Origin of the sequence: Neisseria sp. LACPHL-SPEC-2024-00856 (assembly GCF_047915665.1) — a bacterium.
Lineage (GTDB): Bacteria > Pseudomonadota > Gammaproteobacteria > Burkholderiales > Neisseriaceae > Neisseria > Neisseria polysaccharea.
The window spans coordinates 306,723-332,530 of sequence record NZ_JBLRPR010000001.1; the positions used below are offsets into that span (position 1 = coordinate 306,723).

Annotated in this window: 24 protein-coding genes, 1 tRNA gene and 1 pseudogene; 11 read left to right on the plus strand and 15 right to left on the minus strand. The window is 53.0% G+C overall.

Features of this window, described 5'->3' with window-relative positions:
• Positions 1 to 173: 173 nt before the first annotated feature.
• The 3 genes from ACNAU7_RS01690 to ACNAU7_RS01700 form a co-directional block, all read right to left on the minus strand.
• Positions 174 to 968, minus strand: coding sequence for a hypothetical protein (locus tag ACNAU7_RS01690; protein ID WP_416300092.1), 795 nt, complete (start codon positions 966 to 968; stop codon positions 174 to 176).
• A gap of 46 nt (positions 969 to 1,014) precedes the next feature.
• On the minus strand, positions 1,015 to 2,424 hold the full coding sequence (gene thrC / locus ACNAU7_RS01695; protein WP_416300260.1) for a threonine synthase: 1,410 nt from the start codon (positions 2,422 to 2,424) through the stop codon (positions 1,015 to 1,017).
• Between the two features lie 72 nt (positions 2,425 to 2,496).
• Entirely contained in the window at positions 2,497 to 2,868 is a 372-nt protein-coding gene (locus tag ACNAU7_RS01700; RefSeq protein ID WP_416300094.1) for a hypothetical protein, read from the minus strand.
• A gap of 114 nt (positions 2,869 to 2,982) precedes the next feature.
• On the opposite strand from ACNAU7_RS01700, the gene ACNAU7_RS01705 reads away from it, so the two are divergent.
• On the plus strand, positions 2,983 to 4,293 hold the full coding sequence (locus tag ACNAU7_RS01705) for a replication-associated recombination protein A (RefSeq protein ID WP_416300096.1): 1,311 nt from the start codon (positions 2,983 to 2,985) through the stop codon (positions 4,291 to 4,293).
• Here the strand turns inward: ACNAU7_RS01705 and ACNAU7_RS01710 are convergent.
• Positions 4,200 to 4,520: a hypothetical protein gene (locus tag ACNAU7_RS01710; RefSeq protein ID WP_416300098.1), complete on the minus strand. Its 321-nt coding sequence runs from the start codon at positions 4,518 to 4,520 to the stop codon at positions 4,200 to 4,202. The two genes, ACNAU7_RS01705 and ACNAU7_RS01710, sit on opposite strands and share 94 nt — an antisense overlap.
• A 62-nt stretch (positions 4,521 to 4,582) precedes the next feature.
• Here ACNAU7_RS01710 and glgX point away from each other — a divergent pair, with 62 nt between their 5' ends.
• Positions 4,583 to 6,574: a glycogen debranching protein GlgX gene (gene glgX, locus ACNAU7_RS01715; protein ID WP_416300100.1), complete on the plus strand. Its 1,992-nt coding sequence runs from the start codon at positions 4,583 to 4,585 to the stop codon at positions 6,572 to 6,574.
• Positions 6,575 to 6,687: 113 nt separating this feature from the next.
• Positions 6,688 to 9,162, plus strand: a complete 2,475-nt coding sequence (locus tag ACNAU7_RS01720; protein ID WP_416300102.1) for a glycogen/starch/alpha-glucan phosphorylase — start codon at positions 6,688 to 6,690, stop codon at positions 9,160 to 9,162.
• 165 nt (positions 9,163 to 9,327) lie between these two features.
• Here the strand turns inward: ACNAU7_RS01720 and ACNAU7_RS01725 are convergent, their stop codons facing one another.
• Together ACNAU7_RS01725 and ribBA are read right to left on the minus strand one after the other, a co-directional pair.
• Entirely contained in the window at positions 9,328 to 9,951 is a 624-nt protein-coding gene (locus tag ACNAU7_RS01725) for a hypothetical protein (RefSeq protein WP_025458424.1), read from the minus strand.
• 269 nt (positions 9,952 to 10,220) lie between these two features.
• On the minus strand, positions 10,221 to 11,561 hold the full coding sequence (gene ribBA / locus ACNAU7_RS01730) for a bifunctional 3,4-dihydroxy-2-butanone-4-phosphate synthase/GTP cyclohydrolase II (RefSeq protein WP_416300104.1): 1,341 nt from the start codon (positions 11,559 to 11,561) through the stop codon (positions 10,221 to 10,223).
• A 108-nt stretch (positions 11,562 to 11,669) separates the two neighbouring features.
• Here ribBA and ACNAU7_RS01735 point away from each other — a divergent pair, with 108 nt between their 5' ends.
• Positions 11,670 to 11,798 carry a hypothetical protein gene (locus tag ACNAU7_RS01735; protein WP_017628988.1) on the plus strand — a complete coding sequence of 43 codons (129 nt, stop codon included), beginning with the start codon at positions 11,670 to 11,672 and terminating at the stop codon, positions 11,796 to 11,798.
• Here the strand turns inward: ACNAU7_RS01735 and ACNAU7_RS01740 are convergent.
• From ACNAU7_RS01740 to ACNAU7_RS01750, 3 genes and pseudogenes are all read right to left on the minus strand, one after another.
• A pseudogene (locus ACNAU7_RS01740) lies at positions 11,777 to 12,791 on the minus strand (glycosyltransferase). The gene ACNAU7_RS01735 and the pseudogene ACNAU7_RS01740 overlap by 22 nt on opposite strands.
• Positions 12,792 to 13,005: 214 nt before the next feature.
• Positions 13,006 to 13,599, minus strand: a complete 594-nt coding sequence (gene ribA / locus ACNAU7_RS01745) for a GTP cyclohydrolase II (protein ID WP_115177848.1) — start codon at positions 13,597 to 13,599, stop codon at positions 13,006 to 13,008.
• On the minus strand, positions 13,592 to 14,266 hold the full coding sequence (locus tag ACNAU7_RS01750; protein WP_118782699.1) for a hypothetical protein: 675 nt from the start codon (positions 14,264 to 14,266) through the stop codon (positions 13,592 to 13,594). Before ACNAU7_RS01750 ends, ribA begins: the two co-directional genes overlap by 8 nt.
• Positions 14,267 to 14,413: 147 nt before the next feature.
• On the opposite strand from ACNAU7_RS01750, the gene ACNAU7_RS01755 reads away from it, so the two are divergent.
• A tRNA-Leu gene (locus tag ACNAU7_RS01755) sits at positions 14,414 to 14,498 on the plus strand.
• A gap of 574 nt (positions 14,499 to 15,072) precedes the next feature.
• Complete coding sequence (locus ACNAU7_RS01760; RefSeq protein ID WP_416300107.1) at positions 15,073 to 15,219, plus strand: hypothetical protein; 147 nt, start codon at positions 15,073 to 15,075, stop codon at positions 15,217 to 15,219.
• A gap of 582 nt (positions 15,220 to 15,801) precedes the next feature.
• On the opposite strand, the gene ACNAU7_RS01765 is transcribed toward ACNAU7_RS01760, so the two are convergent.
• From ACNAU7_RS01765 to ACNAU7_RS01785, 5 genes are all read right to left on the minus strand, one after another.
• Positions 15,802 to 15,975, minus strand: coding sequence for a hypothetical protein (locus ACNAU7_RS01765; protein WP_416300109.1), 174 nt, complete (start codon positions 15,973 to 15,975; stop codon positions 15,802 to 15,804).
• Positions 15,976 to 15,978: 3 nt separating this feature from the next.
• A complete protein-coding gene (ruvB, locus tag ACNAU7_RS01770; protein WP_002232490.1) occupies positions 15,979 to 17,010 on the minus strand; it encodes a Holliday junction branch migration DNA helicase RuvB in 1,032 nt (343 codons plus the stop codon).
• A gap of 81 nt (positions 17,011 to 17,091) precedes the next feature.
• Entirely contained in the window at positions 17,092 to 17,400 is a 309-nt protein-coding gene (locus tag ACNAU7_RS01775) for a hypothetical protein (protein ID WP_118996777.1), read from the minus strand.
• Between the two features lie 118 nt (positions 17,401 to 17,518).
• A complete protein-coding gene (locus ACNAU7_RS01780) occupies positions 17,519 to 18,772 on the minus strand; it encodes a multifunctional CCA addition/repair protein (protein ID WP_118996776.1) in 1,254 nt (417 codons plus the stop codon).
• Between the two features lie 84 nt (positions 18,773 to 18,856).
• Entirely contained in the window at positions 18,857 to 20,485 is a 1,629-nt protein-coding gene (locus tag ACNAU7_RS01785) for an ABC-F family ATPase (RefSeq protein WP_416300112.1), read from the minus strand.
• Positions 20,486 to 20,634: 149 nt separating this feature from the next.
• Between ACNAU7_RS01785 and ACNAU7_RS01790 the strand changes: the two genes are divergently transcribed.
• The 3 genes from ACNAU7_RS01790 (at position 20,635) to recR (ending at position 23,297) form a co-directional block, all read left to right on the plus strand.
• Positions 20,635 to 20,988 (plus strand): arsenate reductase, encoded by a 354-nt coding sequence (locus ACNAU7_RS01790; protein WP_416300114.1) that lies wholly within the window; start codon positions 20,635 to 20,637, stop codon positions 20,986 to 20,988.
• Positions 20,989 to 21,074: 86 nt separating this feature from the next.
• Positions 21,075 to 22,613, plus strand: coding sequence for a SurA N-terminal domain-containing protein (locus tag ACNAU7_RS01795; RefSeq protein ID WP_416300116.1), 1,539 nt, complete (start codon positions 21,075 to 21,077; stop codon positions 22,611 to 22,613).
• A 66-nt stretch (positions 22,614 to 22,679) separates the two neighbouring features.
• Positions 22,680 to 23,297, plus strand: a complete 618-nt coding sequence (gene recR / locus ACNAU7_RS01800; protein ID WP_416300262.1) for a recombination mediator RecR — start codon at positions 22,680 to 22,682, stop codon at positions 23,295 to 23,297.
• Between the two features lie 55 nt (positions 23,298 to 23,352).
• Here the strand turns inward: recR and ACNAU7_RS01805 are convergent, their stop codons facing one another.
• Complete coding sequence (locus ACNAU7_RS01805; RefSeq protein WP_003714116.1) at positions 23,353 to 23,631, minus strand: hypothetical protein; 279 nt, start codon at positions 23,629 to 23,631, stop codon at positions 23,353 to 23,355.
• A 225-nt stretch (positions 23,632 to 23,856) separates the two neighbouring features.
• Here ACNAU7_RS01805 and ACNAU7_RS01810 point away from each other — a divergent pair, with 225 nt between their 5' ends.
• Both ACNAU7_RS01810 and lolD read left to right on the plus strand, forming a co-directional pair.
• Positions 23,857 to 25,104, plus strand: coding sequence for a lipoprotein-releasing ABC transporter permease subunit (locus ACNAU7_RS01810; RefSeq protein WP_308030308.1), 1,248 nt, complete (start codon positions 23,857 to 23,859; stop codon positions 25,102 to 25,104).
• Entirely contained in the window at positions 25,097 to 25,792 is a 696-nt protein-coding gene (gene lolD, locus ACNAU7_RS01815; protein WP_416300119.1) for a lipoprotein-releasing ABC transporter ATP-binding protein LolD, read from the plus strand. The genes ACNAU7_RS01810 and lolD overlap by 8 nt, the downstream gene beginning before the upstream one ends.
• Positions 25,793 to 25,808: the final 16 nt, after the last annotated feature.

A 25,808-nucleotide genomic window follows, 5' to 3' on the forward strand; every position in this document is an offset into this window, starting at 1 on the left:
AGTAAAAGAAATGGATAGTGCTTGTTCGGGACGTGAGGCAGAGTGAAAATGTCTGCCCGATTCGGGATAAAGCCAAAATTCTAAACGAAACGGATGGTTGCGACAATGCTTGATGCGCGGCGGTCATATGCCGTCTGAAGGGCTTCAGACGGCATCGCGGGGCGGGCGGCGGCTTATGGCGGCATATCGGCAAGGGAAATCAGGGAAATCGAGGCGGCCAGCCTGAGCGCGTCCCGTCCCCAGCGGGGGTGTTCCAGCCTGCGTATCGGGAGGATCGGTTTGACGGTGGCGGCAATCAGCCTTTGTATTTCGGCAGGCTGATCCGACAATACGCCGCCCCATTTTTCCGCAGCCGCTTCCAGCAGTCCGCCGTTTTTCAATATCAGCGCGGTCGAATGGATGTAGCAGAGCCAATCGCGGGCTTGGCATTGCGCGTGGGTCAGGACTTCGGAAGGGTCGTCTTCAAAATCCAAAAAGCTGATGTTTTTTCCGTCCGACATCATATTCCGCGCAAACGCCTGACTGAGGAACTGCCGTTTTTTATGCACGCGTGCAATGGCTTCCAAACCGGCAAGCCAAGCGTCCGACTTTCCAGCCTCGGCTTCTTGGCGGATTTGCGTATCGAGCGGGATGCCTTCCAAATTGCCGAACATAAGGGCATTTTTCCGGACGGCGAGCAATTCGGGAACGACTATCCCCGCCGCGCGCAATTCGTACAGGCGTTTCGACTCGGTTGCAATGGCAGGCTCGCCGCCGAGGCTGGGAACCGGCTTTAACACCCCCAGTTTCAAATATCGGGCAACCATACCGAGCAGCGCGTAACGCCACCGCGCATTGTGCCTGCCTGCTTTGCGTACCCATACCTTGGTTCCGTCGGCAAGCAGGTGGGGAGCGATGGCTGCCTCCTGTTTTGCCGCCAATTCGTCCAGCAGTATGGAAAAACGGGTTTCCTGCATAGGTAAGGTCATTTTCTTTCAATCTTAAGTTCGGACGGAATGCTGCCCACACGGGACATCAGGCAAGGGTTTGTTCGATGATGCCTTTTACCGCATCCGCACTGTTCGGCACGGTTTGTACGCGCTGCGGCAGGCTTTCCAAACCTTCCAACGCGGCAGGGCGTGGAATGGCGACATCGCCGACGGCTTCGCGTATGGTCGCATCGAATTTCACAGCCAACGCGGTTTCCAAACAAACCACCGTTTCACCTTCTTCGCGCACTTCGCGGGCGACTTTTACGCCGTCGGCAGTATGCGGGTCGATGAGTTCTTGGTCTTGCTCGTAAACCTGCTTGATGGTGGCGAGGCGGTCGGCGTGGGTAGATTTGCCGGAAGTAAAGCCGTATTTGCCGCCGACTTTTTCTAAAGCAAACCGCAGGTCAAAGCCTTTTCCCGCCGCCACTTCTGCCCACAGCGTATTGATTTCCTGAGGATCGCGATCCATCAGGTCGAACACGAAACGCTCGAAGTTGGACGCTTTGGAAATGTCCATCGACGGGCTGGAGGTAACATAAGTATGCGCGCTGTTGCGCGGGCGGTACGCGCCGGTTTTGAAAAACTCGTCCAACACATCGTTTTCATTGGTCGCGACAATCAGGCGGCGGATAGGCAAACCCATCTGTTTGGCGATGTGTCCCGCGCAAACGTTGCCGAAGTTGCCGCTCGGCACGCAGAAGCTGACTTGCTCGTCATTGCTTTGCGTCGCTTTGAAATAGCCTGCAAAGTAATAAACCACTTGCGCGACGATGCGTCCCCAGTTAATCGAGTTGACCGTACCGATATGGTATTTTTCCTTGAACGCGGCATCGTTTTGCACCGCCTTCACAATGTCCTGACAGTCGTCAAACATCCCCTTCACGGCGATATTGTGGATATTCTCATCTTGCAGGCTGTACATCTGCGCACGTTGGAACGCGCTCATCTTACCGTCGGGCGACAGCATAAATACGTTCACGCCTTTTTTGCCGCGCAAGGCATATTCCGCAGCCGAACCCGTATCGCCGCTGGTTGCGCCCAAGATATTGAGTTTTTTGTCTTCTTTGCTTAAAACATATTCAAACGCATTGCCCAAAAACTGCATCGCCATATCTTTGAACGCCAGCGTCGGGCCGTTGGACAAGGCTTGGATTTTGATGCCGTCTGAAAGCGTGCGGACGGGGGTGATTTCCTTAGTACCGAACGCCGCTTCCGTGTAAGTACGGTTCAGAATGTCGCGCAAATCGTCCTCCGGAATATCGGTAACGAACAGGCGCATGATTTCAAACGCCAATTCGGGATAAGCCAAACCGCGCCATTTGTCCAAGGTTTCGCGCCCGATTTGCGGATAATGTTCCGGCAGCATCAGGCCGCCGTCGGGTGCCAGCCCCATCAATAAAACTTCGCTGAACGGTTTGTGTGCGGTTTCGCCGCGCGTGCTGATGTATTTCATGATTTTTCTCGTCTGTCGAAATTGCAGGAAAACGGCTTCAGACGGCATCTGCCTCATGCCGTCTGAAGAAGGTTAGCGGTACAGGCGTTTGAAACAGGCGGAAACCGTTTTGGCGGTAACGGTGGTAATTGCCTGATTGCGCGTGGACTGGTTCAGCATCTGCATCACATCGTTGCCGGTCAGCTGGTTGGGTGCTTCTTCGGTAGCGCAGCCGCAAATCTTGTTTTCCCATTCCGCCTGTTTTTCGGCACTCATCGCCAGCGCGGTCAAACGCCATTCGCTGCGTTTGTTCAATTCCGCACGGCATTGGCTTTCTACCGCCATTTTGACGATGCTGCCGCCCATACCCGTGCCGCCGTCTAAGCCACCGAATGTGTTGCCGCCGCCGACAGCGCAGCCGCTCAATAAAACCGCAAGCATGGTGGTGGATAAGGTTTTCTTCATGATAATCGTACTTTTATTTGAAATTTACGCATTATACCGTAAGCAGAACGATGTGTGCGTTCCGCGCAACTGACGTATAATCCATGCCGTCTGAAAACCTTTGCGGAAACCGCCATGTCCGACCTTTTCACCCGCCAACCCGACGCGCCGCTTGCCGAACGCCTGCGCCCGCATACGCTTGATGATGTTATCGGGCAGCAGCATTTAATCGGCGAAGGCAAGCCGCTGCGGGTGGCGGTGGAAGGCGGCAAGCCGCATTCTATGTTGCTGTGGGGGCCGCCGGGCGTGGGCAAGACGACTTTGGCGCGGATTTTGGCGCAGAGTTTTAATGCCCAGTTTCTGCCTGTTTCCGCCGTGTTTTCAGGAGTGAAAGACATACGCGGGGCAATCGATAAGGCTGAAATCGCTTTGCAGCAGGGGAGGGCGACGATTTTGTTTGTCGATGAAGTCCACCGTTTCAACAAGGCGCAGCAGGACGCGTTTTTGCCTTATGTGGAAAACGGTTTGCTGACCTTTATCGGCGCGACGACGGAAAATCCGTCGTTTGAAGTCAATCCCGCGCTGTTGAGCCGCGCGCAGGTGTATGTTTTGCAATCCTTGTCTTCAGACGGCCTCAAGAAACTGATTGCCAAAGTTTTGGCTTTGCCCGAATACCGGGATTTCACGATTGAGGCCGACGCGCAGGATCTACTCGTCAATACCGCCGACGGCGATGCGCGCAGATTGTTGAATCTGTTGGAACAACTTTTACGCGCCGCCGACACGCGCCGTCTAAAAAACTTAACCGCTGAATTTCTCGCCGACAGTCTCGGGGCGCAAATCCGCCGTTTCGACAAAGGCGGCGAGAGTTTCTACAACCAAATCTCCGCCCTGCACAAATCCGTGCGCGGTTCGCATCCTAACGCCGCGCTGTATTGGTTCTGCCGTATGCTCGACGGCGGCACCGACCCGCGCTACCTCGCCCGCCGCATCGTGCGTATCGCTTGGGAAGACATCGGGCTTGCCGACCCGCGCGCCTTCCAAATCGCCAACGATGCCGCCGCAACATTTGAACGCTTAGGCTCGCCCGAAGGTGAACTCGCGCTGGCGCAAGCCGTGCTGTACCTTGCCGCCGCCGCGAAATCCAACGCGGGCTACAAAGCGTATAAACAAATGCGCCGATTTGTTGCAGAAAACAGCAGCGACGAAGTGCCTGTCCATCTTCGCAACGCCCCGACCAAGTTAATGAAGGAATTGGGCTACGGACGCGAATACCGCTACGCCCACGACGAACCGAACGCCTACGCCGCCGGCGAAAGCTATATGCCCGACGGCTTGGACGAACCGGACTTCTACCAACCCGTCCCGCGCGGGCTGGAAATCAAAATCGGCGAAAAGCTGGCATGGCTCAAATCGCTGGATGAAGAGGCATTGCCCAGGGGATAGGGCGGATTGGGGGCAGGACGGCTTTGACTGCCTGCCGCAAAGGCGTTCAGACGGCATTCCGAGCCTTGGGATGCCGTCTGAATGCGGTGGGGCGCGTTGGCGTTTTTGTAAACGATGTTTAACCGATGTTTCAACACACAGAACGGCACATAAAGCATCGCCCTGTGAATCGGGTTTTGAAGTTTGAGATGCCGTCTGAAGGCGGGAAAGCCGGTTTCAGACGGCATCAGGGCTTTATCTGATCGTATCAGAATGAATCATTTGATTATTTTATTTTTGGAACGGTTTTATGGTTGCCGAAAAATATGTTATCGAAAGCGGCTTTCCTTATCCGATGGGGGCGACACCGATGGATGGCGGGGTCAATTTCGCCTTGTTTTCAGGCAATGCCGAAAAAGTGGAGCTGTGCCTGTTTGACGGCGAAGGCGGGGAAACGCGGCTGGAGCTGCCTTCGCACGAAGGCACGGTGTTTTACGGCTTTGTGCGCGGAATCGGCGCGGGGCAGCGTTACGGCTACCGCGTGTACGGCAGGGCGGACGCGGAGGCGGAATCCTGTTTCAATCCGCAAAAGCTGCTGCTCGATCCGTATGCGCGGCAGACCGACGGCAAACCGGGTTTCCGCAATGCGGAAGAGATGGCATGGTTCAGACCGGAGGACGGGCGCGACAACGCGGCATTTGCTCCCAAAAGCGTGGTGCGGGGCGATGACGGTTTCGACTGGGGCGGCGACCGCCGTCCGCGCATCCCCTTGGCGCAAACCGTGATTTACGAGGCGCACGTCAAGGGGCTGACCAAACAGTTTCCCGATTTGGCACATGCCGGCACATACCGCGCCCTGTCCGATGCGCGCGTGATTGCCTATTTGAAGGATTTGGGCGTTACCACGGTCGAGCTGCTGCCGGTTCAGCAGCATCTTGACGAATACCATTTGCAGCAGGCGGGGCTGTCGAACTATTGGGGTTACAACACTTGTGCCCATTTCGCGGTCGAGCCGTCCTATGCGGCGGAGGCGGAACAGGCTGCGGCGGAGCTGAAACAGGCGGTCAAATCGCTGCACACGGCAGGTTTGGAAGTGATTTTGGACGTGGTGTACAACCATACCGCCGAACAGGACGAAGCAGGCGCGATGCTGTGCCAGCGCGGTATCGACAATGCGCGCTGGTATTGGCACAAGCCGCACGGCGGTTATGAAAACTGGTCGGGCTGCGGCAACACGCTGCGTATTGCCGACCGCGATGTGGCGCGTTGGGCTTCGGACAGCCTGCGCTATTGGGCGGAACACTTCCATATAGACGGTTTCCGCTTCGACTTGGGAACGGTTTTGGGACGCGGGCCGGATTTCCGAACGGACGGGCATTTTTTCCAAACGCTTTACCAAGACCCCGTGCTGGCAGATGTGAAACTGATTGCCGAAGCATGGGACATCGGCGGCGACGGCTACCGTTTGGGGCAGTTTCCGCCGCCGTTTGCCGAATGGAACGGACGTTTCCGCGACGATATGCGCGCGTTTTGGGTATGGGAAAACGGCAATTTGGGCGCGTTTGCCGAACGTCTGGCAGGCTCATCCGACCTGTTCCGCCACGGCGGACGCAAGCCCTCGGCAAGCCTCAACTTCATTACCGCCCACGACGGCTTCACCCTGCGCGACTTGGTCAGCTACAACGAAAAACACAACGATGCCAACGGCGAAGGCAACCGCGACGGACACAACGGCAACATCAGCTACAACCACGGCATCGAAGGCACGACCGACGATGCGGATATACGGCAAAGCCGCGAATACACCGCTAAAGCACTGCTCTCCTCGCTGTTCCTTTCCAACGGCATCCCGATGCTGCTCGGCGGCGACGAGTTCGGCAACAGCCAGCAGGGCAACAACAATGCCTATTGCCAAGACAACCCGATTGCGTGGCTGGACTGGCAGGACGCGGACAAAATGTTGCAGGATTACACGAAATCGCTGATTGCCCTGCGCCGGGAAATCGGCATTTTGAACGAAAACATCTGGTGGACGGAGGGCAGGGTGTGCTGGCTGAATGCCGACGGAGTGCCGATGAATCATGAAAACTGGCACGACAGGACGGCGAAATCGATGCAGGTTCTGCTGGACGGGCAGTGGCTGCTGTTGGTCAACGGTGCGCGTAATCGGCAGTTTTTTAACCTGCCTCAAGGACGGTGGCAGGTTTCTTGCGTACCATCGGAGAAATTTAATTACAATGTTTCTGAAAATCGGTTTGCCGCCGGACATATGGGCATTTGGGTTTTGAAGCAGGAAGCATGACCTGTCCGAACATAAAGAACACAAATAAAAGAAATGCCGTCTGAACCGGCGACCCTTCAGACGGCATACGGAAACCTATTTTTCAATCACCCCGCAGAGAAAGGCTGTTTCACATGGCTCAAAAACTTCCCATTTCCGGTTTCGACTACGTCATGCCCAAACCGGATGCCGAGACCATCCGCAAAGCGATTGTCTACAAACTGATTTTCATCTTGGGCGCAGACCCCAAAGATGCCAACGAACACCAATGGCTCAACGCCGCCATGCTTGCCGCACGCGACCTGATTGCCGAAGACTTCCTGAAAACCCGCCGCGCCCACATCGAAAACGGTAAGCGTATGGTTTACTACCTGTCTATGGAATTCCTGCTCGGCCGCGCTTTTGTCAACGCCTTGATTAATGAAGGCGTTTACGCCGAATTTGAAGAGGCGTTCCGCCAACTGGGCAAAGCGTTCGCCGACGTGTGCGAACAAGAACAGGACCCCGGCCTGGGCAACGGCGGTTTGGGCCGCCTTGCCGCCTGCTTCCTCGATTCGCTCGCCACTTTGCGGATTCCAGCAATGGGCTACGGCATCCGCTACCAATACGGTATGTTCAAACAGGAAATCGCGGACGGACAGCAGGTTGAAAAACCCGATTTGTGGCTGGATCAGGATTTGGCTTGGCAGTTTGCCCGTCCGAACAAACAGTATTCCGTCCGTTTCGGCGGTCAGCTTCTGAACATGGGCGGCAAAAAAGAATGGTTGCCCGAAGAAGAAATCTCCGCGATGGCATACGACGAAATCATCCCGGGCTACGGCGGCGAATGTGCCAACCCGTTGCGCTTGTGGACGGCGCACGCCGGCAAACTGTTCAACCTTGCCGACTTCAACAAGGGCGACTATGCCTCTGCCGTCCGCGCGCAAAACAGCGACGAAAACATCTCCCGCGTCCTCTATCCGAACGATTCTACCGACAGCGGCAGAGAGCTGCGCCTGAAACAGGAATATTTCCTTGTTTCCGCCTCGGTTCAAGACATCGTCGCACGCCACAAATGCCGTTTCCCGAGCGTTGAAAATCTTGCCGACAAAGCCGCCATCCACCTGAACGACACCCATCCCGTACTCGCCATTCCGGAGTTGATGCGTATCCTGATTGACGAAGAAGGCTTCGAATGGACAAAAGCATGGGAAATGTGCTGCAAAATCTTCTCCTACACCAACCACACATTGATGAGCGAAGCCTTGGAAACCTGGCCGGTCGAACTGATGGCGCGCCTGCTGCCCCGACATCTGGACATTATCTTTGAAATCAACGCCCACTTCCTCAACAGCGTACAGGAACAGGGTTTTGATGAAGACTTTGTCCGCCGCGTCTCCATCATCGACGAAACCCACGGCCGCCGCGTGCGTATGGGTTGGCTTGCCGTCATCGGTTCGCATAAGGTCAACGGCGTAGCGAAAATCCACTCCGACCTGATGGTCAACACCATTTTTGCGGACTTCGCCAAAGTGTTCCCCGAACGCTTTACCAACGTTACCAATGGCGTAACCCCGCGCCGCTGGATCAACATCGCCAACCCCGAGTTGACCAAGTTCCTCGACAAACATTTGGGCGGAGACGACTGGCGTTTGCATTTGGACAAGCTGACCAAGCTCAACGGCAGGGCGGACGATGCCGCCGTGCAGGCGGAGTTCGGCGCAGTCAAAAAAGCCGCCAAAGAACGCCTCGCCCGATACATCGAAACCGAGTTGGGTATCAAAGTCAGCACCGACGCGCTTTTCGACATCCAAATCAAACGCATCCACGAATACAAACGCCAAGCCTTGAACGTGATGCACATTGTTGACCGCTACAACAAAATCTTGGAAAACCCGGATTACGATTGGCAGCCGCGCGTGTTTATCTTTGCCGGCAAAGCCGCATCCGCCTACTATATGGCGAAAAAAATCATCCGCCTGATTAACGACGTTGCCAAAGTCATCAACAACGACGAGCGCATCCGCGACCTGATTAAAGTCGTGTTCATCCCAAATTACAGCGTCAGCCTCGCCCAAATCATCATTCCTGCCGCCGATTTGCACGAACAAATTTCACTGGCGGGGACGGAAGCATCCGGCACCGGCAATATGAAATTCGCCCTCAACGGCGCAATCTGTATGGGTACGCTGGACGGCGCGAACGTCGAAATTTTGGAAAAAGTCGGCGCGGACAACTGCTATATCTTCGGCAATACCGTCGAACAAGTCGAAGAAATCCGCCGCAACGGTTACGACCCCTTGAGCTATATCGAGCGCGACAGCGACCTGCGCCGCGTCGTCAACCAAATCAGCCAAGGTGCGTTTTCGCCGGAAGAGCCGGGCCGCTACAAGGATGTGTTGCAGCCGTACGGCGACTACTATCAACTGATGGCGGATTTCCGCAGCTATATCGACACGCAATACAAAGCGGACGGACACTACCGCAACACCTCCGCGTGGCGCAAATCAGCCTTGATCAACATCGCCAATATGGGCTTCTTCTCATCCGACCGCTCCATTGCGGACTACTGCCGCGATATTTGGTACATCAAACCATTGAGCGAAAAAGAATTACCCGGCAAAAATTAAGCGTTGGGCAGATAGCGAAAGCCGATACATCGGAAAGGTTATCGGCTTTTTTATATTTGCTGTTTTTGAATTGGATAACAAACTTAAAAGGCCGTCTGAAAATTTTCAGACGGCCTTTTAAAATTTAACTGCCATTTTACAGGATACTTGTAGCCTTACTTTGTCTTATTTGAGATTCTCCAACAGTTTTTCCCCATCAGTAATCTGAGATAATGTTTGGGCAAAAGGAAAAGAACGTCCCAAAATGGATTTAACCTGTTTTGCTTTGATTGGATTCTGACTTAAATCGATAAAATGTTCTAGTTTCTGAAAAAATGTTTTATTATCAACGCCGTAATGATGAGTTTTCTCTATGATTCCTGTTGCTTGACCATATGCAACAATTCCTTGTCCAGAGGCGTATAGGAATACATAGTCTCCTTTTTTAATCCGACAGATTTTTTCTTTGTAGCCATCTTCAAATGCAGCAGCTACTTGGTTTGTCATCATAAAATTATGGTCTTCCAGGTCGTTGGCACTATTAGTATTTAATAAGAAATATCGTGTTGTAGTTGAATTATCAAATTCTTCTTCTTTTTGTTTGTCAATCATTCGTTTGTTCTCCCAGTCTTGAATAATAAATTCTTGAATTAAATCATTGATGATATCTTGGCGGGTTGTTTCCCAAGCATCGGCAAGCTCTTGCAAAATCAAATCATCTTTAATGGATAAACGTAAACTCAACGTAATCTTATTTTGATTTCGTTGGTTGTATATTTCTGTGCGGCGGTCGATAAAGCTATTAGGCATAATTATATCCTTTTGTTTTAGGGTTAAATAAAATATCAGGAGGAGAGGATTCATTCTTGATGGTGAGTATTATGTTACATTTCTATTTTTTAATGCAATAAAAATTACTCTGAAATTATTCTTAGTTTATTATATTATTATTTTTATTTAGAATAAACTATAATAATGACTTTTATGGGAGGTTCTGGCTGAATCAGGTAATTTATAGCAAAAGGTCGTCTGAAAACCGGAATTCGGGTTTCAGACGACCTTTTGATAGGACGGGCGGTTTATTTGTTTTCTGCTTCTTCAAAGCCGATGACTTCCAAACCGAAGCCGGTAAGTCCGGTGAAGGCGGAGGGCTGTCCTAACACACGCAGTTTGCCGACGTTGAGGCCAGCGAGGATTTGCGCGCCGATGCCGTAGCTTTTGCTGTCCCATTTGTAGGCTTGGTTTGCGCCTTTAGGCAGGGTGCGGTCGAGCAGGGATGCGCCGTCTTCGGTGCGGTGCAGAAGGATGACTACGCCGCTTTCTGCCTGTTGGACACGCTCAAGGGCTTTGGGCAATGACCAGGAATGGCGCGGATTGACTTGGATGAAGTCCATGACGCTGAAGGGTTCGTGGACGCGGACTAGGGTTTCTGCGTCGGCGGAGGGTGTGCCTTTAACGAGGGCGAGGTGGGTTTCGCCGGAGAGCTTGTCGACGTAAACGTGTTGTTGGAACTCGCCCCACGGGGTTTGTACGGGTGCGTTGCCCATGTCTTCAAGCAGGCTTTCGGTACGGCTGCGGTATTCGATGAGGTCGGCAATCGTGCCGATTTTGAGCTTGTGTTCTTCGGCAAACTTCATCAGCTCGGGCATACGCGCCATGGTGCCGTCGTCGTTGATGATTTCGCAGATGACGGCGGCAGGGATAAGCCCGTTCATTTGCGCCAGATCGACACCGGCTTCGGTGTGTCCGGCACGGACGAGTACGCCACCTTTTTGGGCGCGAAGCGGGAAGATATGACCGGGTTGGACGATGTCTTCAGGTTTGGCGGTCGGTGAAACGGCGGTTTGAATAGTCAGTGCGCGGTCAGCGGCGGAAATGCCGGTGGTAATGCCGTGTGCGGCTTCGATGGAGACGGTAAAGTTGGTGCCGTATTGCGCGCCGTTTTTCTGGGTCATCATCGGTAGCCCGAGTTTTTCGACCATTTCGCCAGCCATCGGCAGGCAGACCAAGCCGCGCGCGTTTTTAATCATAAAGTTGATGGCTTCGGGGGTAACGAATTGCGCCGCCATCAGCAGGTCGCCTTCGTTTTCGCGGTCTTCGGCATCGGTAATGATGACCATTTTGCCGGCTTTGATGTCTGCTAGGATTTCGGGGATGGTGGAGATATGGGACATGGTGCGCCTTTCTTGATGGTCGGTTTGGGCGGCAGGGTTTTCCTGATCCAGCCACATGGCAGGCATGTTCGCCGCCTGTTCGATTTTTCTGGCTTTTTTCTCGCCGAAGGATTTGTTTTTCAAAAGGGCGGAGAGTTCGCCTGTGTTGAGGGCAACGGCTTCGGCAAAACGGGTTTGCAAACCGCCGTAGTGTTCTGCTATCCATTGCCGCAGGTTGCGGCGGCGCAGACCGGCTGTGTCGGTCATCGTTTCATCCTTTGTAGAAATCGGATGTAGCGGATTGTAATCGCGTATTTACCAAAAAGCAAATCTGTTTTTTTCGCCAAACCGAATTATTTGCTTTTTGGTAAACAGATGCCGTCTGAAGCCGGATTCGTGGCTTCAGACGGCATTGCCGCAATCCCCGCCGGCGGGGCGGCTGTTTCTTCCCGCCCGCTTCCGATTCGGGGTTTGCCGGAAGCTTATTCCGAAAAAAATTTCTGATAAACGGCCTTGATTGCCGGGTACAGCATAGGCGGTACGAGCAGGCGCAATATCGGCAATCCTATGATGAATGCGGTCTTCCCGATAAAAATCGGATGCATCGTCTTCGCGCCGAATATCTTTCTGCATTTTTCTTTAAATGAAAAATATTTCCGGTAGATGAGGATAATGTTTTTGGAAAAATAAAGCCTTACCAATATAGACCTCAGATAGCCGATATTGTCGAAGACAAATTTTTGCAAACCGCCGTAGATGGGGGAATTTTTGTTTTCGACTAAAAAATCCACACCCCGGTCGAGATGCGTCAGCACATCGCTGAAATTTTTGTATTTGATGTTGTGGCTGATAGAGCCGCCGAGAACGCGGTACTGGTAAAAAGGGTTATCGTAAAAGGCAAAAGTCTTGATAAAACGCGCCAATTGCAAACTGTACGGGAAATCCTCGTGAATGTATCCTTTTGGGAAAAACAGATTGTTTTTAATGATGATTTCCCGCCTGACAATCTTTGTCCACGCGTTGGCGATATAGTACCGCCCCTCCACCAGCGTTTCAAAATGGCGGACAAAATCATTATCCGAAAAGTCCGCCCCTTTGGGGATGTCGCGGTAATTGAAGGACGAGGGATGCAGGATCAAATCAACCTTTTTGTCTGCAAGTTGTTGTAAATCAAAGAGAATCCCCCCCCCCCGCGTTTTTTGAACGGTTGGTATCGGCCCAATAATCGTCGCTGTCCAAAAAGATTAGGTAATCGCCTTTTGCCGCCCGGATACCGGCGTTGCGGGCATCCGACAGCCCGCCGTTTTCTTGATGAATCACTTTTATATGCGGATATTTGCCTGTATATTCGTCGCAAATCTTCCCGCAGCCGTCCGGCGAACCGTCATCGACCAAAATCATTTCATAATCGGCAAAATTTTCGGCAAGCACGGAATCCACGCAGCAGCGGAGGTATTTTTCCACATTGTAAATAGGGACGATGATGGAGAAAATCATAAATATCAATCCATTATATTAAGATGTTTGCGCGTATGCAGAAACCCGCGCCCGGTATCCGCCCAATCAGGTATGTCGGGCGTATGCTTCAAACCCGTCCCGCAATGCGTTTGTATCCGCACCCTGTAACTTTATAAAACTTATTGCTTTATTAAGGTATGGAAACCTGTTTCCCGAAAGGCGGCGCAGGATGCCCGTTCCCTGCATCTTTGCCTTATTCCGACATCAGATGCCCCAGCTTGTCTGCTTTGGTTTGGAGATAACGCTCGTTTTCCAGATTTTCCCCGACGTGCAGCGGGATGCGTTCGACCACGTTAATCCCCGCATCTTTCAGGGTTTGGATTTTTTCGGGGTTGTTGGTCAGCAGTTTGACCGAGCGGATGCCCAGATATTCGTAGATATATTGCGCCAAACGGAAATCGCGGGCATCGACGGGCAGCCCGAGTGCCACGTTCGCCTCAACCGTATCCATACCCTGATCCTGCAAATGATAGGCGCGGATTTTGTTAATCAGCCCGATGCCGCGTCCTTCCTGACGCAGATAAACGATAACGCCGCGCCCCTCTGCCTGCACCGCCCTCATCGCCGCTTCCAGTTGCGGCCCGCAGTCGCATTTTTTTGAGAACAGCGCGTCTCCTGTCAGGCATTCCGAGTGGATGCGCGTCAGAACCGGATTGCCGTCTGAACAATCGCCGACGGTCAGCGCGACGTGTTCCTGCCCGCTTGCTTCTTCAAAACCGTGCATCGTAAACACGCCCCATTCGGTCGGCAGGCGGCACGAAGCGACATAGTTTAATAATTCAGACATTTTCATCTCCTTCTGCGGCAGTGATGCCCAAAAGCTGCTTCAAAGGTTCGGACAACGCCAGCGCCAATGCAATCCATTCCGCCTGCGCCGCCTCGTCCGCACAACCGGCTTTTTCAAATTCGACGTGAACCACGCCCAGCACGCCGCCGCTCTCGGTACAAACGGGAATGGAAAGTTGCGCCGCCGAATGCCGGTTGCGTTCGCCGGAAAGCTCGCCCAATGCCAGCCAGCGGCCCACATCCGAAGCAATATTCATCCAGCCGCTTTGCGCGCAACGGCAGGCAAGCGAAACATCGGCAACATTTTCATCCGGATTCCATATGTTTTCCAAACCTTCTCCCTGTTGGGACAGGCAAACCAGCCGGAAGGCGGCGTTTTCAGACGGCATCAGGGCATAAACGGCTGCGGCGCGCACGCCTTCGGAGCGCGAGAATACCGAATCCAGGGCCATAAAAAGCTGTTTCAGGCTGTCTTCGCGGACATCATCGCACGGCAGGTAATCGGCAAGTTTCCAATCTTCATAATTGCGCCACAAAACCGAACGGTCTATCGAAGCCATCCCCATATCCATCACCGCCTTCACGGTCAGATACGCCGTCCGTACCTCGTCGGGCGGCAGCTTTAAACCTTGGGTCAGCAGAAAATCTTTAATCAAAGCAGCAGGCATACTCAAATTCCGTCAATAAAATAAAACCGCCGGATTCCGATGCCAGGCGGACGAATAGTGGATTTTACCGCTGCAAAGCATAAGCCTCAACTATTACGCCCAAAGCCTTGCGCAATCGGACAAAATCTGTATAATCTCCACCCTTATGCGGACGTGGCGAAATTGGTAGACGCACCAGATTTAGGTTCTGGCGCCGAGAGGTGTGAGAGTTCGAGTCTCTCCGTCCGCACCATTAACAATAAATAAATCAATTACTTAAAATACATTGGGACAATTTAGGGACGCAAAATACAGGCCATCTGATTTAATCAGGTGGCTTTTTTATCGGGCTTGGATAAATTTAAAATCATATAAATCAGAATTTTGCAATATATTCAAAAACCTCTTGCATTACCGTTAAAACATTGATTACACGCCAAACAACCTGAAGGAATTGCGCCATAAATACGGCTTGACGCAAAAGTGGGTTGCCGAGATTACGGGCGTAACTTTGGTGACGGAACAAAAATAGGAGGCGGCAATGGGTTTGAAAGCGCATTGCGATATGCCGCACACGCGTTGGTTGGTTTTGTTGGAATATTTGGGGAATCTTTAAATCGGTTTTGTTTGAATAACATCGGAATGATGCCGTCTGTAAGCAAATTTGCTTCAGGCGGCTTTTTATTTGCCCCGAGAAATGGTTTGTCGGTGTGTTTTTTGTGTAACTTAGCGCGGGGAGATTGCGCGGCAGATTGATGCGCTTAATGGGAAGTTTGAGTGGAAAGAGGAGAAGGGCTTTGACCCGAATGTTTTTAAAACAACCAGTTATGAGATTACCGACCCGAATACGGGCTTGGCGGCGGTATTTTGAATATGGGCAGGAAAGCCACCGAGAAGGCTGTATTGAAGAAAATGGGCGTTGCGGCGGCAGTGGTGGCGTAGTGGAACAGGAAGCATTCGGAGCGTGCCATTAAGTCGAAAAATATTATGTCAAGCATGAGAAACCGGCAACGGCGCGTTGCGGGGGCGAAAGACGGTATTTATCTGCCGGACAAGCACTCGGATGCGCGTACCGACGGCGGATTTGCCTTCGGGCATTGAGAAAGTCCCGAACCTGAAAACGGTTCGGGCTTTTTTTAGGCGGTTGAATGCCGCCGGTACGGTTGGTTTAATGGGTGTGTTTTTAACTTGTTGGAGCAGTTATGGCTAATACGCTTTACGATACTCAGTTATGGCTAATACGCTTTACGATACTTCGAGATAGATGTTCTTGGAGGGGCAGTTGAACTGGGCGGACGATACGGTCAAGGTCGCTTTGGTGGATACTAATGCTTATACGCCGAATGTGGCGACGCATAAGCATACCGACGATAAACATACAAACAACCTTATTTCAATGGATGTATAGTGGATTAACAAAAACCAGTACGGCGTTGCCTCGCCTTGCCGTACTATTTGTACTGTCTGCGGCTTCGTCGCCTTGTCCTGATTTTTGTTAATCCACTATATATCAGTATATGGCAAACGGTTTTTCTTCAGGCGTTACTATCGGCGCATCAGTCGGCACTGCAGTTGTCAGTATCAAGTCCGAGCAGTACGGAATTTTGCGAATCCTGCATTCTGCAACGGATAGGGTACAAAACCTGATAAAAAATACATGCCGTCTGAAGTTGTTGCAGACAAAGGGGATGATGTCCGACTTTGGTCGGCAGTTCTGTTTCAGACGGCATGGTTTATTTTTCGACGGGCAGCCCGAAATGCAGGTAGGCGCGTTCGGTCGCCATCCTGCCGCGCGGGGTGCGTTGCAAAAAGCCTTGTTGGATGAGGTAGGGTTCGATAACGTCTTCGATGGTGTCCGTAGATTCGCCAATGGCGGCGGCAACGTTGTCCAAACCGACGGGGCCGCCGCCGAATTTGTGCAAAACGGCTTCGAGGAATTTCCTGTCCATCACGTCCAGCCCCTGCGCGTCCACGTCCAGCATACTTAAAGCGGCATCGGCGATGCCGCCGTCGATTGTGCCGTTGTTTTTCACGTCGGCGAAATCGCGCACGCGGCGCAACAGGCGGTTGGCGATGCGCGGCGTGCCCCGGCTGCGTTTGGCGATTTCTTCCGCGCCTTCTTCGGACATATCGAGCTGCAATAGTTGTGCCGAACGGCTGACGATGGTGGCAAGGTCGCGGTTTTCGTAAAACTCGAGGCGGGAGACGATGCCGAAGCGGTCGCGCAACGGGTTGGTCAGCATACCGGCGCGGGTGGTCGCGCCGACGAGGGTGAAGGGCGGCAGGTCGATTTTGACGGAACGGGCGGCGGGCCCTTCGCCTATCATAATGTCGAGCCGGTAGTCTTCGAGCGCGGGGTAGAGGATTTCTTCGACAACAGGGCTGAGCCGGTGGATTTCGTCGATAAACAATACGTCGTGCGGATCAAGGTTGGTCAAAAGGGCGGCGAGGTCGCCTGCGCGTTCGAGGACGGGGCCGCTGGTTTGGCGCAAATTTACGCCCAATTCTTTGGCGATGATGTGCGCCAGTGTGGTTTTGCCCAGTCCGGGCGGGCCGAAAAGCAGGACGTGGTCGAGTGCTTCGCCGCGTTTTTTGGCGGCTTGGATGAAAATGGCGAGCTGCTCTTTGGCTTTATGCTGCCCGATGTAGTCGTCCAGCGTTTTGGGGCGGAGGGCGCGTTCGAGCAGTTCTTCCTGTGCGGAGGCGGTTTGGGCGGCAACAATGCGTTGCGGTTGCGCGGCAGTCAGGTTGTCGGTTTGCAGCATAGTGTTCCCTTTGTCGGGTATGCCGTCTGAACGGTCGGCGGCGTTTCAGACGGCATTGAAAAGATAACGGTCAAAAGCGTTTTATCCGAGCGTTTCGCGCCAAACGAGATAGTCGCGCAGGGGCGGCATAGGCGGGTTGATGCAGTGGGGGCAGATGCCGGTGGTGTCTTCGTCGTCGCTGTCGATGTGGTAGGCGTTGGGGTCGAAGCGGATTTGCTGCATTACCGCCTGCGCCAATGCCTGCGCCTGAACAACGTCGAAATTGAATTTTTCGAGGATTTCGTTCAATAGGCGGATTTCGCCATCGCTAAATTCCGAGCTGTGTTTGAGAATGAGACGTTGGTAATCTTCGTTGTTGATTTTAGATAATAAATCGGTTTGTAGGGTCATGATTTTATGTTGGGAACGGAATGGCTGAAGCGTGAATTATAGCGGATATGGCAGCAGCTGTTGCAAAGCTTGGATTGGGTATCGTCCTCAAAACTTTATAGTGGCTGCATTGGGCGTTTTAATGTTTTTCTGTTTTGTCTTGCGCCGCCCGGAACGCTTTTTGCAGCGGAGCGATTTGTGCCAGCCGCGCCCGGTCGATTTGTTCGGCGATAAGGTGCGCTTTTCCCTGCGCGCGGCATTCGGCGGCGATTTTGCCCGAATCCGCCTGATTGGCGGCTTCGAGCAGGGCGAGCCAGTGCGCGCGTTGCGGGTAGGGCGTGTGTTCGCGGTTCAGACGACCTTGCGTATCGGCAATGCAGACGTTTAAGGCAGAGGAGAAGCGTTCGGGTCGTCTGAAAGCGTCGGTTTTTTTCAAAACGTTCAGAATGGTTTGGCTTTTAAGCTGTCCGACTTGGTGGAAAATAATGTGCCAACGGCAAACCAATTCGGCAAGCTCGGCGCAATGTTTCGGCGCGCGCAACCTTTGATTGACTTCGCGCACGGGTTCGACACCGGCGAGGTCGTGTCCGTGGTGGCGCGGCAGGATGTCGGGCGGCGTTTTGGCTTTGCCCAAGTCGTGCAGCAGGGCGGCATAGCGTTCGGGCAGGCTCAAACCCATATCGGCGGCGCGTTGCAGTGTCATCAGGGTATGGATGCCGCTGTCGATTTCGGGATGGTAGTCGGCGCGTTGCGGCACGCCGAAGAGGGCATCGACTTCGGGCAGCAAGACTTTGAGCGCGCCGCATTCGCGCAACACTTCAATCATTTTGCGCGGATTTTTTTCCATCAAACCTTTCACCAATTCCTGCCAGACGCGTTCGGCAACCAATGCGTCCGCTTCGCCGTTTTCCACCATCTGCCGCATCAGCTTCATGGTTTCTTCGGCGATTTCAAATCCGTAGCGCGCGGCAAAGCGGGCAGTACGCAGGATGCGGACGGGGTCTTCGGCAAATGCCGGGGAAATGTGGCGCAAAATGCCTGCCGCCAAATCCCGTTGTCCGCCGAAAGGGTCGATAATCTTGCCGTCCGCATCTTGCGCCATCGCGTTGATGGTCAGGTCGCGGCGCATCAAGTCCTGCTCCAGCGTAACGTCTTTGTCGGCGTGGAAACTGAAACCGGCATAGCCTTTGGCGGTTTTGCGTTCGGTGCGGGCGAGGGCGTATTCTTCGTGGGTTTTGGGATGAAGGAATACGGGAAAATCTTTGCCGACCGGCTGGAAGCCTTGCGCCAGCATAGTTTGCGCGTCTGCGCCGACGACCACCCAGTCGCGGTCTTTGACGGGCAAGCCCAAAAGATAATCGCGGACGGCGCCGCCGACGAGGTAAGTCTGCATATGCTTTGTGTTTTAAAGTTATCAAGAATGCCGTCTGAAGCGGCTTCAGACGGCATTGTTTCAACCGGAGGGTATTTTGTGCGCTTATGCTACGCCTTTCTTCTCCAAATAGCTTTCGTAATCGCCCAGGTAATGTTCGTAACCGCCCTTGCCGTCCAGTTCGATAATCTGCGTGGCGAGCGAGGAGACGAACTGGCGGTCGTGCGACACGAAAATCAGCGTGCCCTTATATTTTTCCAACGCCATATTCAAGGATTCGATGCTTTCCATATCCATATGGTTGGTCGGTTCGTCCATCACCAAAACATTGGGTTTCAGCAGCAGCAGTTTGCCGTAAAGCATACGGCCTTTTTCGCCACCGGAAAGAACCTTTACTTTTTTCACGACATCGTTGCTGCCGAAGAGCAAACGCCCCAAAGTGCCCCGGATGACTTGTTCGTCGTCGCCTTCCTGCCCCCATTGGCGCATCCATTCGCTCAAATCCATATCGACATCAAAGTCGTTTTCGTGATCTTGCGGATAGTAGCCGACGCTGGCTTTTTCCGCCCATTTGATGCTGCCTTCGTCCGGCAGCAGGCCGTCTGAATATTCGGGGTTGTACGCGCCGGCCAAGAGTTTCAGCAGGGTGGATTTGCCCGCGCCGTTCGGGCCGATGATGGCAAGGCGTTGGCCTGCTTCAAGGATGAAGTTCAGGTTTTTAAACAACTGGGTTTCAAAACGTTTGGCCAGTTTTTCAACTTCCACAGCCTGACGGTGCAATTTGGCTTTTTCGTCGGCTTCAAAACGGATATATGGGTTTTGACGGGTGGAAGGTTTGACTTCGACCATTTCCGATTTGATTTTGTCGGCCTGTTTCAGACGGCTGGTCGCCTGACGGGCTTTGGATTTGTTGGCAGAGAAGCGGGCGACGAACTCTTGCAGCTCTTGCAGTTTCTCTTTTGCTTTGGCATTGTCTTTCAGGGCGCGTTCGCGCGATTGGGCGGAAGCGAGCATATAGTCGTCGTAGTTGCCCGGATAGATGGTGATGGTGTTGTAGTCCAAATCCGCCATATGCGTGCAGACTTCGTTCAAAAAGTGGCGGTCGTGCGAGATGATAATCATCGTAGAATCATATTGGTTCAACACGCCTTCCAACCAGCGGATGGTATTAATGTCCAAGTTGTTGGTCGGCTCGTCCAAAAGCAATACATCCGGTTTGGAGAACAGGGCTTGCGCCAGCAATACGCGCAGTTTGAGACCCGGGGCGACTTCCGCCATTTTCGCATTGTGCAAATCTTCGGAAATGCCCACGCCGCTCAACAATTCGGCAGCGCGTGCTTCGGCGGTGTAGCCGTCGTATTCGGCAAACTTGGCTTCCAGTTCGGCGGCTTTCATGTAGTCGTCTTCGGTAGCTTCGAGGTTGGCGTAAATCGCATCGCGTTCGGTCATCGCCGCCCACATTTCGGTATGCCCCATCATTACCACGTCCAGCACGCGCATCTCTTCGTAGGCAAACTGGTCTTGGCGCAATTTACCCAAACGCACGCCGTTTTCAATCGCGACTTCGCCGGCAGTCTGTTCCAAATCGCCGCCGAGGATTTTCATGAAGGTGGACTTGCCTGAGCCGTTGGCGCCGATCAGGCCGTAGCGGTTGCCTTCGCCGAATTTTACGGATACGTTTTCAAACAGCGGCTTCGCGCCGAATTGCATGGTAATGCCGTTGGTAGAAATCATTATGGGTAAAACCTTTATTGAACAAGAGATTAAATTTTTCAAATTTTTAGATTGTAACATAATCCCCTTGCCGTCTGAAACAGACGGGCAAATTTTCAGACACTTATAGTAAAATATCCGTTTTATTATTTCAGGCAAAAGGTTTCCAAATGATAGTCCTTCACGGCATCCCAAATTGCGACACAGTCAAAAAAGCCAAAAACAGGCTTGCCGGATACGGCTTGGAGTTTGAGTTTCGGGATTTCAAAAAACAGAGGCCGTCTGAAGCGGAAATCCGCCTGTGGCTGGAGCAGGTGCCTTTGGAGATACTGCTCAACAAACGGGGAACCACATGGCGCAAACTTGATGCACTGATGCAGGAGGAGGCCCTGTCCTCAAAGGAAGGTGCGGTCAGAATAATGTCCGAAATGCCCAGCCTTATCAAACGTCCCGTACTGGAATACGGCGGAAAGGTTCATGTCGGCTTCAGCGATGAATCTTATCGAGAGATATTCAAACGTTAATTAAGCCTTCGTGCAGACGTGTATAAAAACCGTTACAATACGGAATTTATATTTCCCAACCCCATTCCATATTCCGATCTGAAAATATGTTCCATTCCATCGAAAAATACAGAACACCCGCCCAAGTCTTATTAGGCCTGATTGCATTAACTTTTGTCGGCTTCGGCGTCAGCACGGTTTCACACCCGGGTTCCGATTACATCGTCCAAGTCGGGGACGAAAAAATCAGCGATCATTCGATTAATGCCGCCATGCAAAACGAACAGGCGGACGGCGGCGGCCCTTCGCGCGACGCGGTGTTCCAATCCCTGCTACAACGCGCCTACCTGAAACAGGGCGCGAAGCTGATGGGCATTTCGGTTTCTTCCGAACAAATCAAGCAGATTATCGTGGACGATCCCAATTTCCACGACGCAAACGGCAAATTCGACCACGCGCTTTTAAACCGCTACCTTTCCCAACGCCATATGTCTGAAGACCAGTTTGTCGAAGAAATCCGCGATCAGTTTGCCTTGCAGAATTTGGTAAACCTCGTCCAAAACGGCGTATTGGTCGGCGACGCGCAGGCGGAACAGCTGATCAGGCTGACGCAGGTCAACCGCACCATCCGTTCGCACACTTTCAACCCCGACGAATTCATCGCCCAAGTCAAAGTGTCTGAAGCCGATTTGCAGAAGTTTTATAACGCAAACAAAAAAGACTACCTGCTTCCCAAAGCGGTCAAATTGGAATATGTCGCATTGAATCTGAAAGACTTTGCAGACAAACAGACCGTCAGCGAAACAGAAGTGAAAAATGCGTTTGAAGAGCGCGTGGCGCGTTTGCCGGCAAATGAAGCCAAACCTTCTTTCGAGCAGGAAAAAGCCGCCGTAGAAAACGAATTGAAAATGAAAAAGGCGGTTGCCGACTTCAATAAGGCAAAAGAAAAGCTGGGCGATGACGCGTTCAACCATCCTTCCTCGCTTGCCGAAGCCGCCAAAAACAGCGGTTTGAAAGTCGAAACCCAAGAAACTTGGCTGAGTAGGCAGGACGCGCAAATGTCCGGTATGCCCGAAAATCTGATCAATGCCGTTTTCAGCGACGACGTATTGAAGAAAAAACACAATTCCGAAGTGCTGACCATCAACAGCGAAACCGCGTGGGTCGTCCGCGCCAAAGAAGTCCGCGAAGAAAAAACCTTACCGTTTGAAGAAGCTAAAGATGCGGTGCGTCAGGCATATGTCCGCGCCGAAGCCGCCAAACTTGCCGAAAACAAGGCAAAAGAAACGCTGGCGCAGTTGAGCGGAGGCAAGGCAGTTGATGTGAAATGGTCGGAAGTGTCCGTTTTGGGCGCGCAGCAGGCAAGGCAGTCCATGCCTCCCGAGGCTTATGCGGAACTGCTGAAAGCAAAACCGGCAAACGGTAAACCCGCCTATGTCAGACTGACCGGCCTGCCGGCTCCGGTGATTGTCGAGGTGCAGGCAATCACGCCTCCGAAGGATATCGCCGCACAGCTTCCGCCTGCAAAACAGGCTTTGGCGCAACAGCAGTCTGCCAATACCTTCGATCTGCTGATCCGCTATTTCAACGGCAAAATCAAACAGACCAAAGGAGCGCAATCGGTCGACAACGGCGACGGTCAGTAATTGACACTTTTGTTGACAACATAACGGTCGGAATATTCCGACCGTTTTCCCATATGGCGGAGTATGATGAATTCCAAAAAGCAAGATGCCTTCCAAAGGCTGATCGGTGCGCTGAAAGTATTGCCCAACGTCGGGCCGAAATCGGCACAGCGGATGGCGTACCATCTGTTGCAGCACAAGCGCAAAGAGGCTGAAGAGCTGGTGGATGCCTTGCAGACGGCATTGAAGCAGGTTCACCATTGCGCGATGTGCAACACGTTTTGCGAAGGCGGATTGTGCGATATTTGTGCCGATGAAACACGCGACGGGCGGCGGCTGATGGTGGTGCATATGCCTGCCGACGTGTCGAATATGGAAGCGGCAAATTGCCACGACGGGCTGTATTTCGTCCTGATGGGGCAAATCAATACGGCACTGGGAATGGACGTATCCGCCATCGCATTGGACAGGCTGGCGCAACGGCTGGGCGGCGGGGAAGTCGAAGAAATCATTATTGCAACCGCTTTTACCGCAGAAGGCAATGCGACGGCGTATGTCCTGTCCGAGTTTTTTAAAAACTTGCCTTACAAAGTTAGCAGGCTGTCGCAGGGCATCCCCTTGGGCGGCGAATTGGAATATGTCGATGCGGGAACGCTGGCGCAGGCGGTGTACGAACGCCGCCTGATTAAAGAAGGCGGGGCGTAACGCCGCCAATGCAAAATGCCGTCTGAAGCCTTCAGACGGCATTTTTCTGGGCGGTTTACTTGCAGTTGAGCCCTTGAATCTGCAACGCGCCTCCGTTGCCGACTTTGAACACGCACTGCGTCGCGCTGCTGCCGGAAACGGTAATGCTGCCGCTGCCGCCGTTCAGGCTGACAGGTTCCTTAACGCCCATACCAACTGCCGTTGCCGCCAGCTTTTGCGCGTCGGCTTCGGAATAAGGCGTGTTGTTGGCATCGATTTTGATTTCTTTGGCATAGGCTGTCGAAACAGTAAAAACGGCAACAGCACACAAAGCGGAGATTTTCCTGATATTCATTGTTTTCCTTAAAGAAAAGATTTTGTTTCAAGAGAAGGATAGGGTAGTTCGGCACGTTGTGCAAGTTTTCCGCCCTGTTTTTCCGAATTTGCCACATACTGCGTCTTTATTTGCACAGCCTGCCGTTCGGACGCTGCCGGGGTTTTACGGTACAATAAACTTTTGCCGCCGCCCCCAAACCGCCGTCCGGGGCGGCACGTTTGCAGACATTTTTAAGGTAGCGTTATGTTTTCTTTAGAGGCTTGGATAGGCTTGAGGTATCTCAGGGCGAAAAAGCGCAACGGCTTTATGTCGTTTATCACGATGGTTTCGATTGCCGGAATCGCCTTGGGTGTAACCGCGCTGATTGTTGTCTTGTCGGTTATGAACGGCTTTCAGAAAGAAATACGCGGGCAGCTCCTGAATGTCGCGCCGCACGCCGAAATCGGCTATATCGACAATACGGATACGGATTGGCGCAACCTGCTTCGGTTTACCGAAAACCGCAAAGGTATTTTGGCTGCCGCGCCCTATGTTTCCAATCAGGCATTGCTGGCCCATGCGGGCGAGATCAGGGGCGTGCAGATGCGCGGCATTTTGCCGTCTGAAGAGCGCAAAGTGGTGGAATACGGCGACAAAATGCCGGCAGGCAAGTTTGAAGACCTGATTCCGGGTCAGTTTGACATTATCCTCGGTGTCGGTTTGGCTGAGGCACTGGGCATCGAAGTCGGCAATAAAGTTACCGTCATCACGCCGGAGGGCAACGTTACCCCCGCCGGAGTCGTACCGAGGTTGAAACAGTTTACCGTGGTCGGTCTGGTTAAGACGGGCGTTTACGAAGTGGACAACTCATTGGCAATGACGCATATCCAAGACGCACGCGTGCTGTACCGTTTGGATAAGGAAGTTGCGGGGCTGCGGCTGAAGCTCGCCGATCCGCAAAACGCTCCCGCCTTGACGGCAACACTGATTCCGGAGGCGCAAAGGGACGCGGTTTGGGTGCGCGATTGGACGTACAGCAACCGCAGCTATTTTGAAGCGGTCGAACTGGAAAAACGGATGATGTTCATCATCCTGACGCTGATTATCGCTGTGGCGGCGTTCAACCTTGTCTCTTCGTTAGTGATGGCGGTTACGGAAAAGCAGGCGGACATTGCGATTTTGCGGACTTTGGGTCTTTCCCCTGCCGGCGTGATGAAGATTTTTATGGTGCAGGGTGCGTTTTCAGGCTTTTTCGGCACGCTGGCGGGTGTGGTCTGCGGCGTGCTTTTGGGTTGGAACGTCGGCAGGGTCGTGGCGTTTTTTGAAAACCTGCTCGGTGTCCACCTCATCAATTCGCAGGTTTATTTTATCGACTACCTTCCCAGTGATGTCGATATGGGCGACGTTGCCCTGATTGCCTGCATTTCCTTGGGACTGTCTTTCGTTGCCACGCTCTACCCGAGCTGGCGCGCGTCAAAAACCCAACCGGCGGAGGCTTTGCGTTATGAGTGAGTTGATTTTGAAATGCGAAGGCGTGGGCAAACGCTATCGGGACGGCGGTTTGGACGTTCGGGTGCTGCACGGCTTGGATTTGGAAATCCGCGCGGGGGAAAGCACCGGCATCATCGGTTCTTCGGGCAGCGGCAAATCGACGCTGCTGCATATTTTGGGCGGGCTGGATATGCCGTCTGAAGGCAGGGTGCTGCTGATGGGCAAGGATTTGCGTGCCTTAAACCAGCGGCGTTTGGGCGATTTGCGCAACCGCCATCTCGGTTTCGTGTACCAGTTCCACCATCTTCTGCCTGAATTTTCGGCACTGGAAAACGTGATGATGCCTTTGCTGATCGGCAAAAAAAGCCGGGAAGAGGCTGCGGAGGCGGCAATGGCGATGCTCGAGAAGGTCGGACTGAAACACCGTTCGACGCACCGCGCGGGCGAACTGTCCGGCGGCGAACGCCAGCGTGCCGCCATTGCACGCGCCTTGGTTACGCAACCCAAATGCCTGCTTGCCGACGAACCGACCGGCAACCTCGACCGGGCAAACGCAAGGAATGTTTTGGATATGATGCTGGAACTGAAAACGGAATTGGGAACGGGGCTGGTGGTCGTAACGCACGACGATGAACTCGCCGGCCGCTTCGAGCGCGTCATGGTCATGAAAGACGGCAGCCTGCACCCCAAACAGGGCGCAAACGCCTAAACAGCCGAAACAACAC

Excerpts from the sequence above, each read along its gene's own strand:
- ACNAU7_RS01780 (WP_118996776.1), bottom strand. The coding sequence starts at position 18,772 with ATGCAGACTTACCTCGTCGGCGGCGCCGTCCGCGATTATCTTTTGGGC.
- ACNAU7_RS01690 (WP_416300092.1), bottom strand. The coding sequence starts at position 968 with ATGACCTTACCTATGCAGGAAACCCGTTTTTCCATACTGCTGGACGAA.
- recR (WP_416300262.1), top strand. The coding sequence starts at position 22,680 with ATGAATTCCAAAAAGCAAGATGCCTTCCAAAGGCTGATCGGTGCGCTG.
- ribA (WP_115177848.1), bottom strand. The coding sequence starts at position 13,599 with ATGTCTGAATTATTAAACTATGTCGCTTCGTGCCGCCTGCCGACCGAA.
- ACNAU7_RS01700 (WP_416300094.1), bottom strand. The coding sequence starts at position 2,868 with ATGAAGAAAACCTTATCCACCACCATGCTTGCGGTTTTATTGAGCGGC.
- ACNAU7_RS01775 (WP_118996777.1), bottom strand. The coding sequence starts at position 17,400 with ATGACCCTACAAACCGATTTATTATCTAAAATCAACAACGAAGATTAC.
- glgX (WP_416300100.1), top strand. The coding sequence starts at position 4,583 with ATGGTTGCCGAAAAATATGTTATCGAAAGCGGCTTTCCTTATCCGATG.
- ACNAU7_RS01750 (WP_118782699.1), bottom strand. The coding sequence starts at position 14,266 with ATGCCTGCTGCTTTGATTAAAGATTTTCTGCTGACCCAAGGTTTAAAG.
- ACNAU7_RS01760 (WP_416300107.1), top strand. The coding sequence starts at position 15,073 with ATGAGATTACCGACCCGAATACGGGCTTGGCGGCGGTATTTTGAATAT.
- lolD (WP_416300119.1), top strand. The coding sequence starts at position 25,097 with ATGAGTGAGTTGATTTTGAAATGCGAAGGCGTGGGCAAACGCTATCGG.
- ACNAU7_RS01710 (WP_416300098.1), bottom strand. The coding sequence starts at position 4,520 with ATGCCGTCTGAAACCGGCTTTCCCGCCTTCAGACGGCATCTCAAACTT.
- ACNAU7_RS01705 (WP_416300096.1), top strand. The coding sequence starts at position 2,983 with ATGTCCGACCTTTTCACCCGCCAACCCGACGCGCCGCTTGCCGAACGC.
- ACNAU7_RS01810 (WP_308030308.1), top strand. The coding sequence starts at position 23,857 with ATGTTTTCTTTAGAGGCTTGGATAGGCTTGAGGTATCTCAGGGCGAAA.
- ACNAU7_RS01765 (WP_416300109.1), bottom strand. The coding sequence starts at position 15,975 with ATGCCGTCTGAAACAGAACTGCCGACCAAAGTCGGACATCATCCCCTT.
- ACNAU7_RS01795 (WP_416300116.1), top strand. The coding sequence starts at position 21,075 with ATGTTCCATTCCATCGAAAAATACAGAACACCCGCCCAAGTCTTATTA.
- ACNAU7_RS01725 (WP_025458424.1), bottom strand. The coding sequence starts at position 9,951 with ATGCCTAATAGCTTTATCGACCGCCGCACAGAAATATACAACCAACGA.
- ribBA (WP_416300104.1), bottom strand. The coding sequence starts at position 11,561 with ATGACCGACACAGCCGGTCTGCGCCGCCGCAACCTGCGGCAATGGATA.
- ruvB (WP_002232490.1), bottom strand. The coding sequence starts at position 17,010 with ATGCTGCAAACCGACAACCTGACTGCCGCGCAACCGCAACGCATTGTT.
- ACNAU7_RS01805 (WP_003714116.1), bottom strand. The coding sequence starts at position 23,631 with ATGAATATCAGGAAAATCTCCGCTTTGTGTGCTGTTGCCGTTTTTACT.
- ACNAU7_RS01735 (WP_017628988.1), top strand. The coding sequence starts at position 11,670 with ATGCCGTCTGAAGCCGGATTCGTGGCTTCAGACGGCATTGCCGCAATC.
- ACNAU7_RS01785 (WP_416300112.1), bottom strand. The coding sequence starts at position 20,485 with ATGATTTCTACCAACGGCATTACCATGCAATTCGGCGCGAAGCCGCTG.
- ACNAU7_RS01720 (WP_416300102.1), top strand. The coding sequence starts at position 6,688 with ATGGCTCAAAAACTTCCCATTTCCGGTTTCGACTACGTCATGCCCAAA.
- ACNAU7_RS01790 (WP_416300114.1), top strand. The coding sequence starts at position 20,635 with ATGATAGTCCTTCACGGCATCCCAAATTGCGACACAGTCAAAAAAGCC.
- thrC (WP_416300260.1), bottom strand. The coding sequence starts at position 2,424 with ATGAAATACATCAGCACGCGCGGCGAAACCGCACACAAACCGTTCAGC.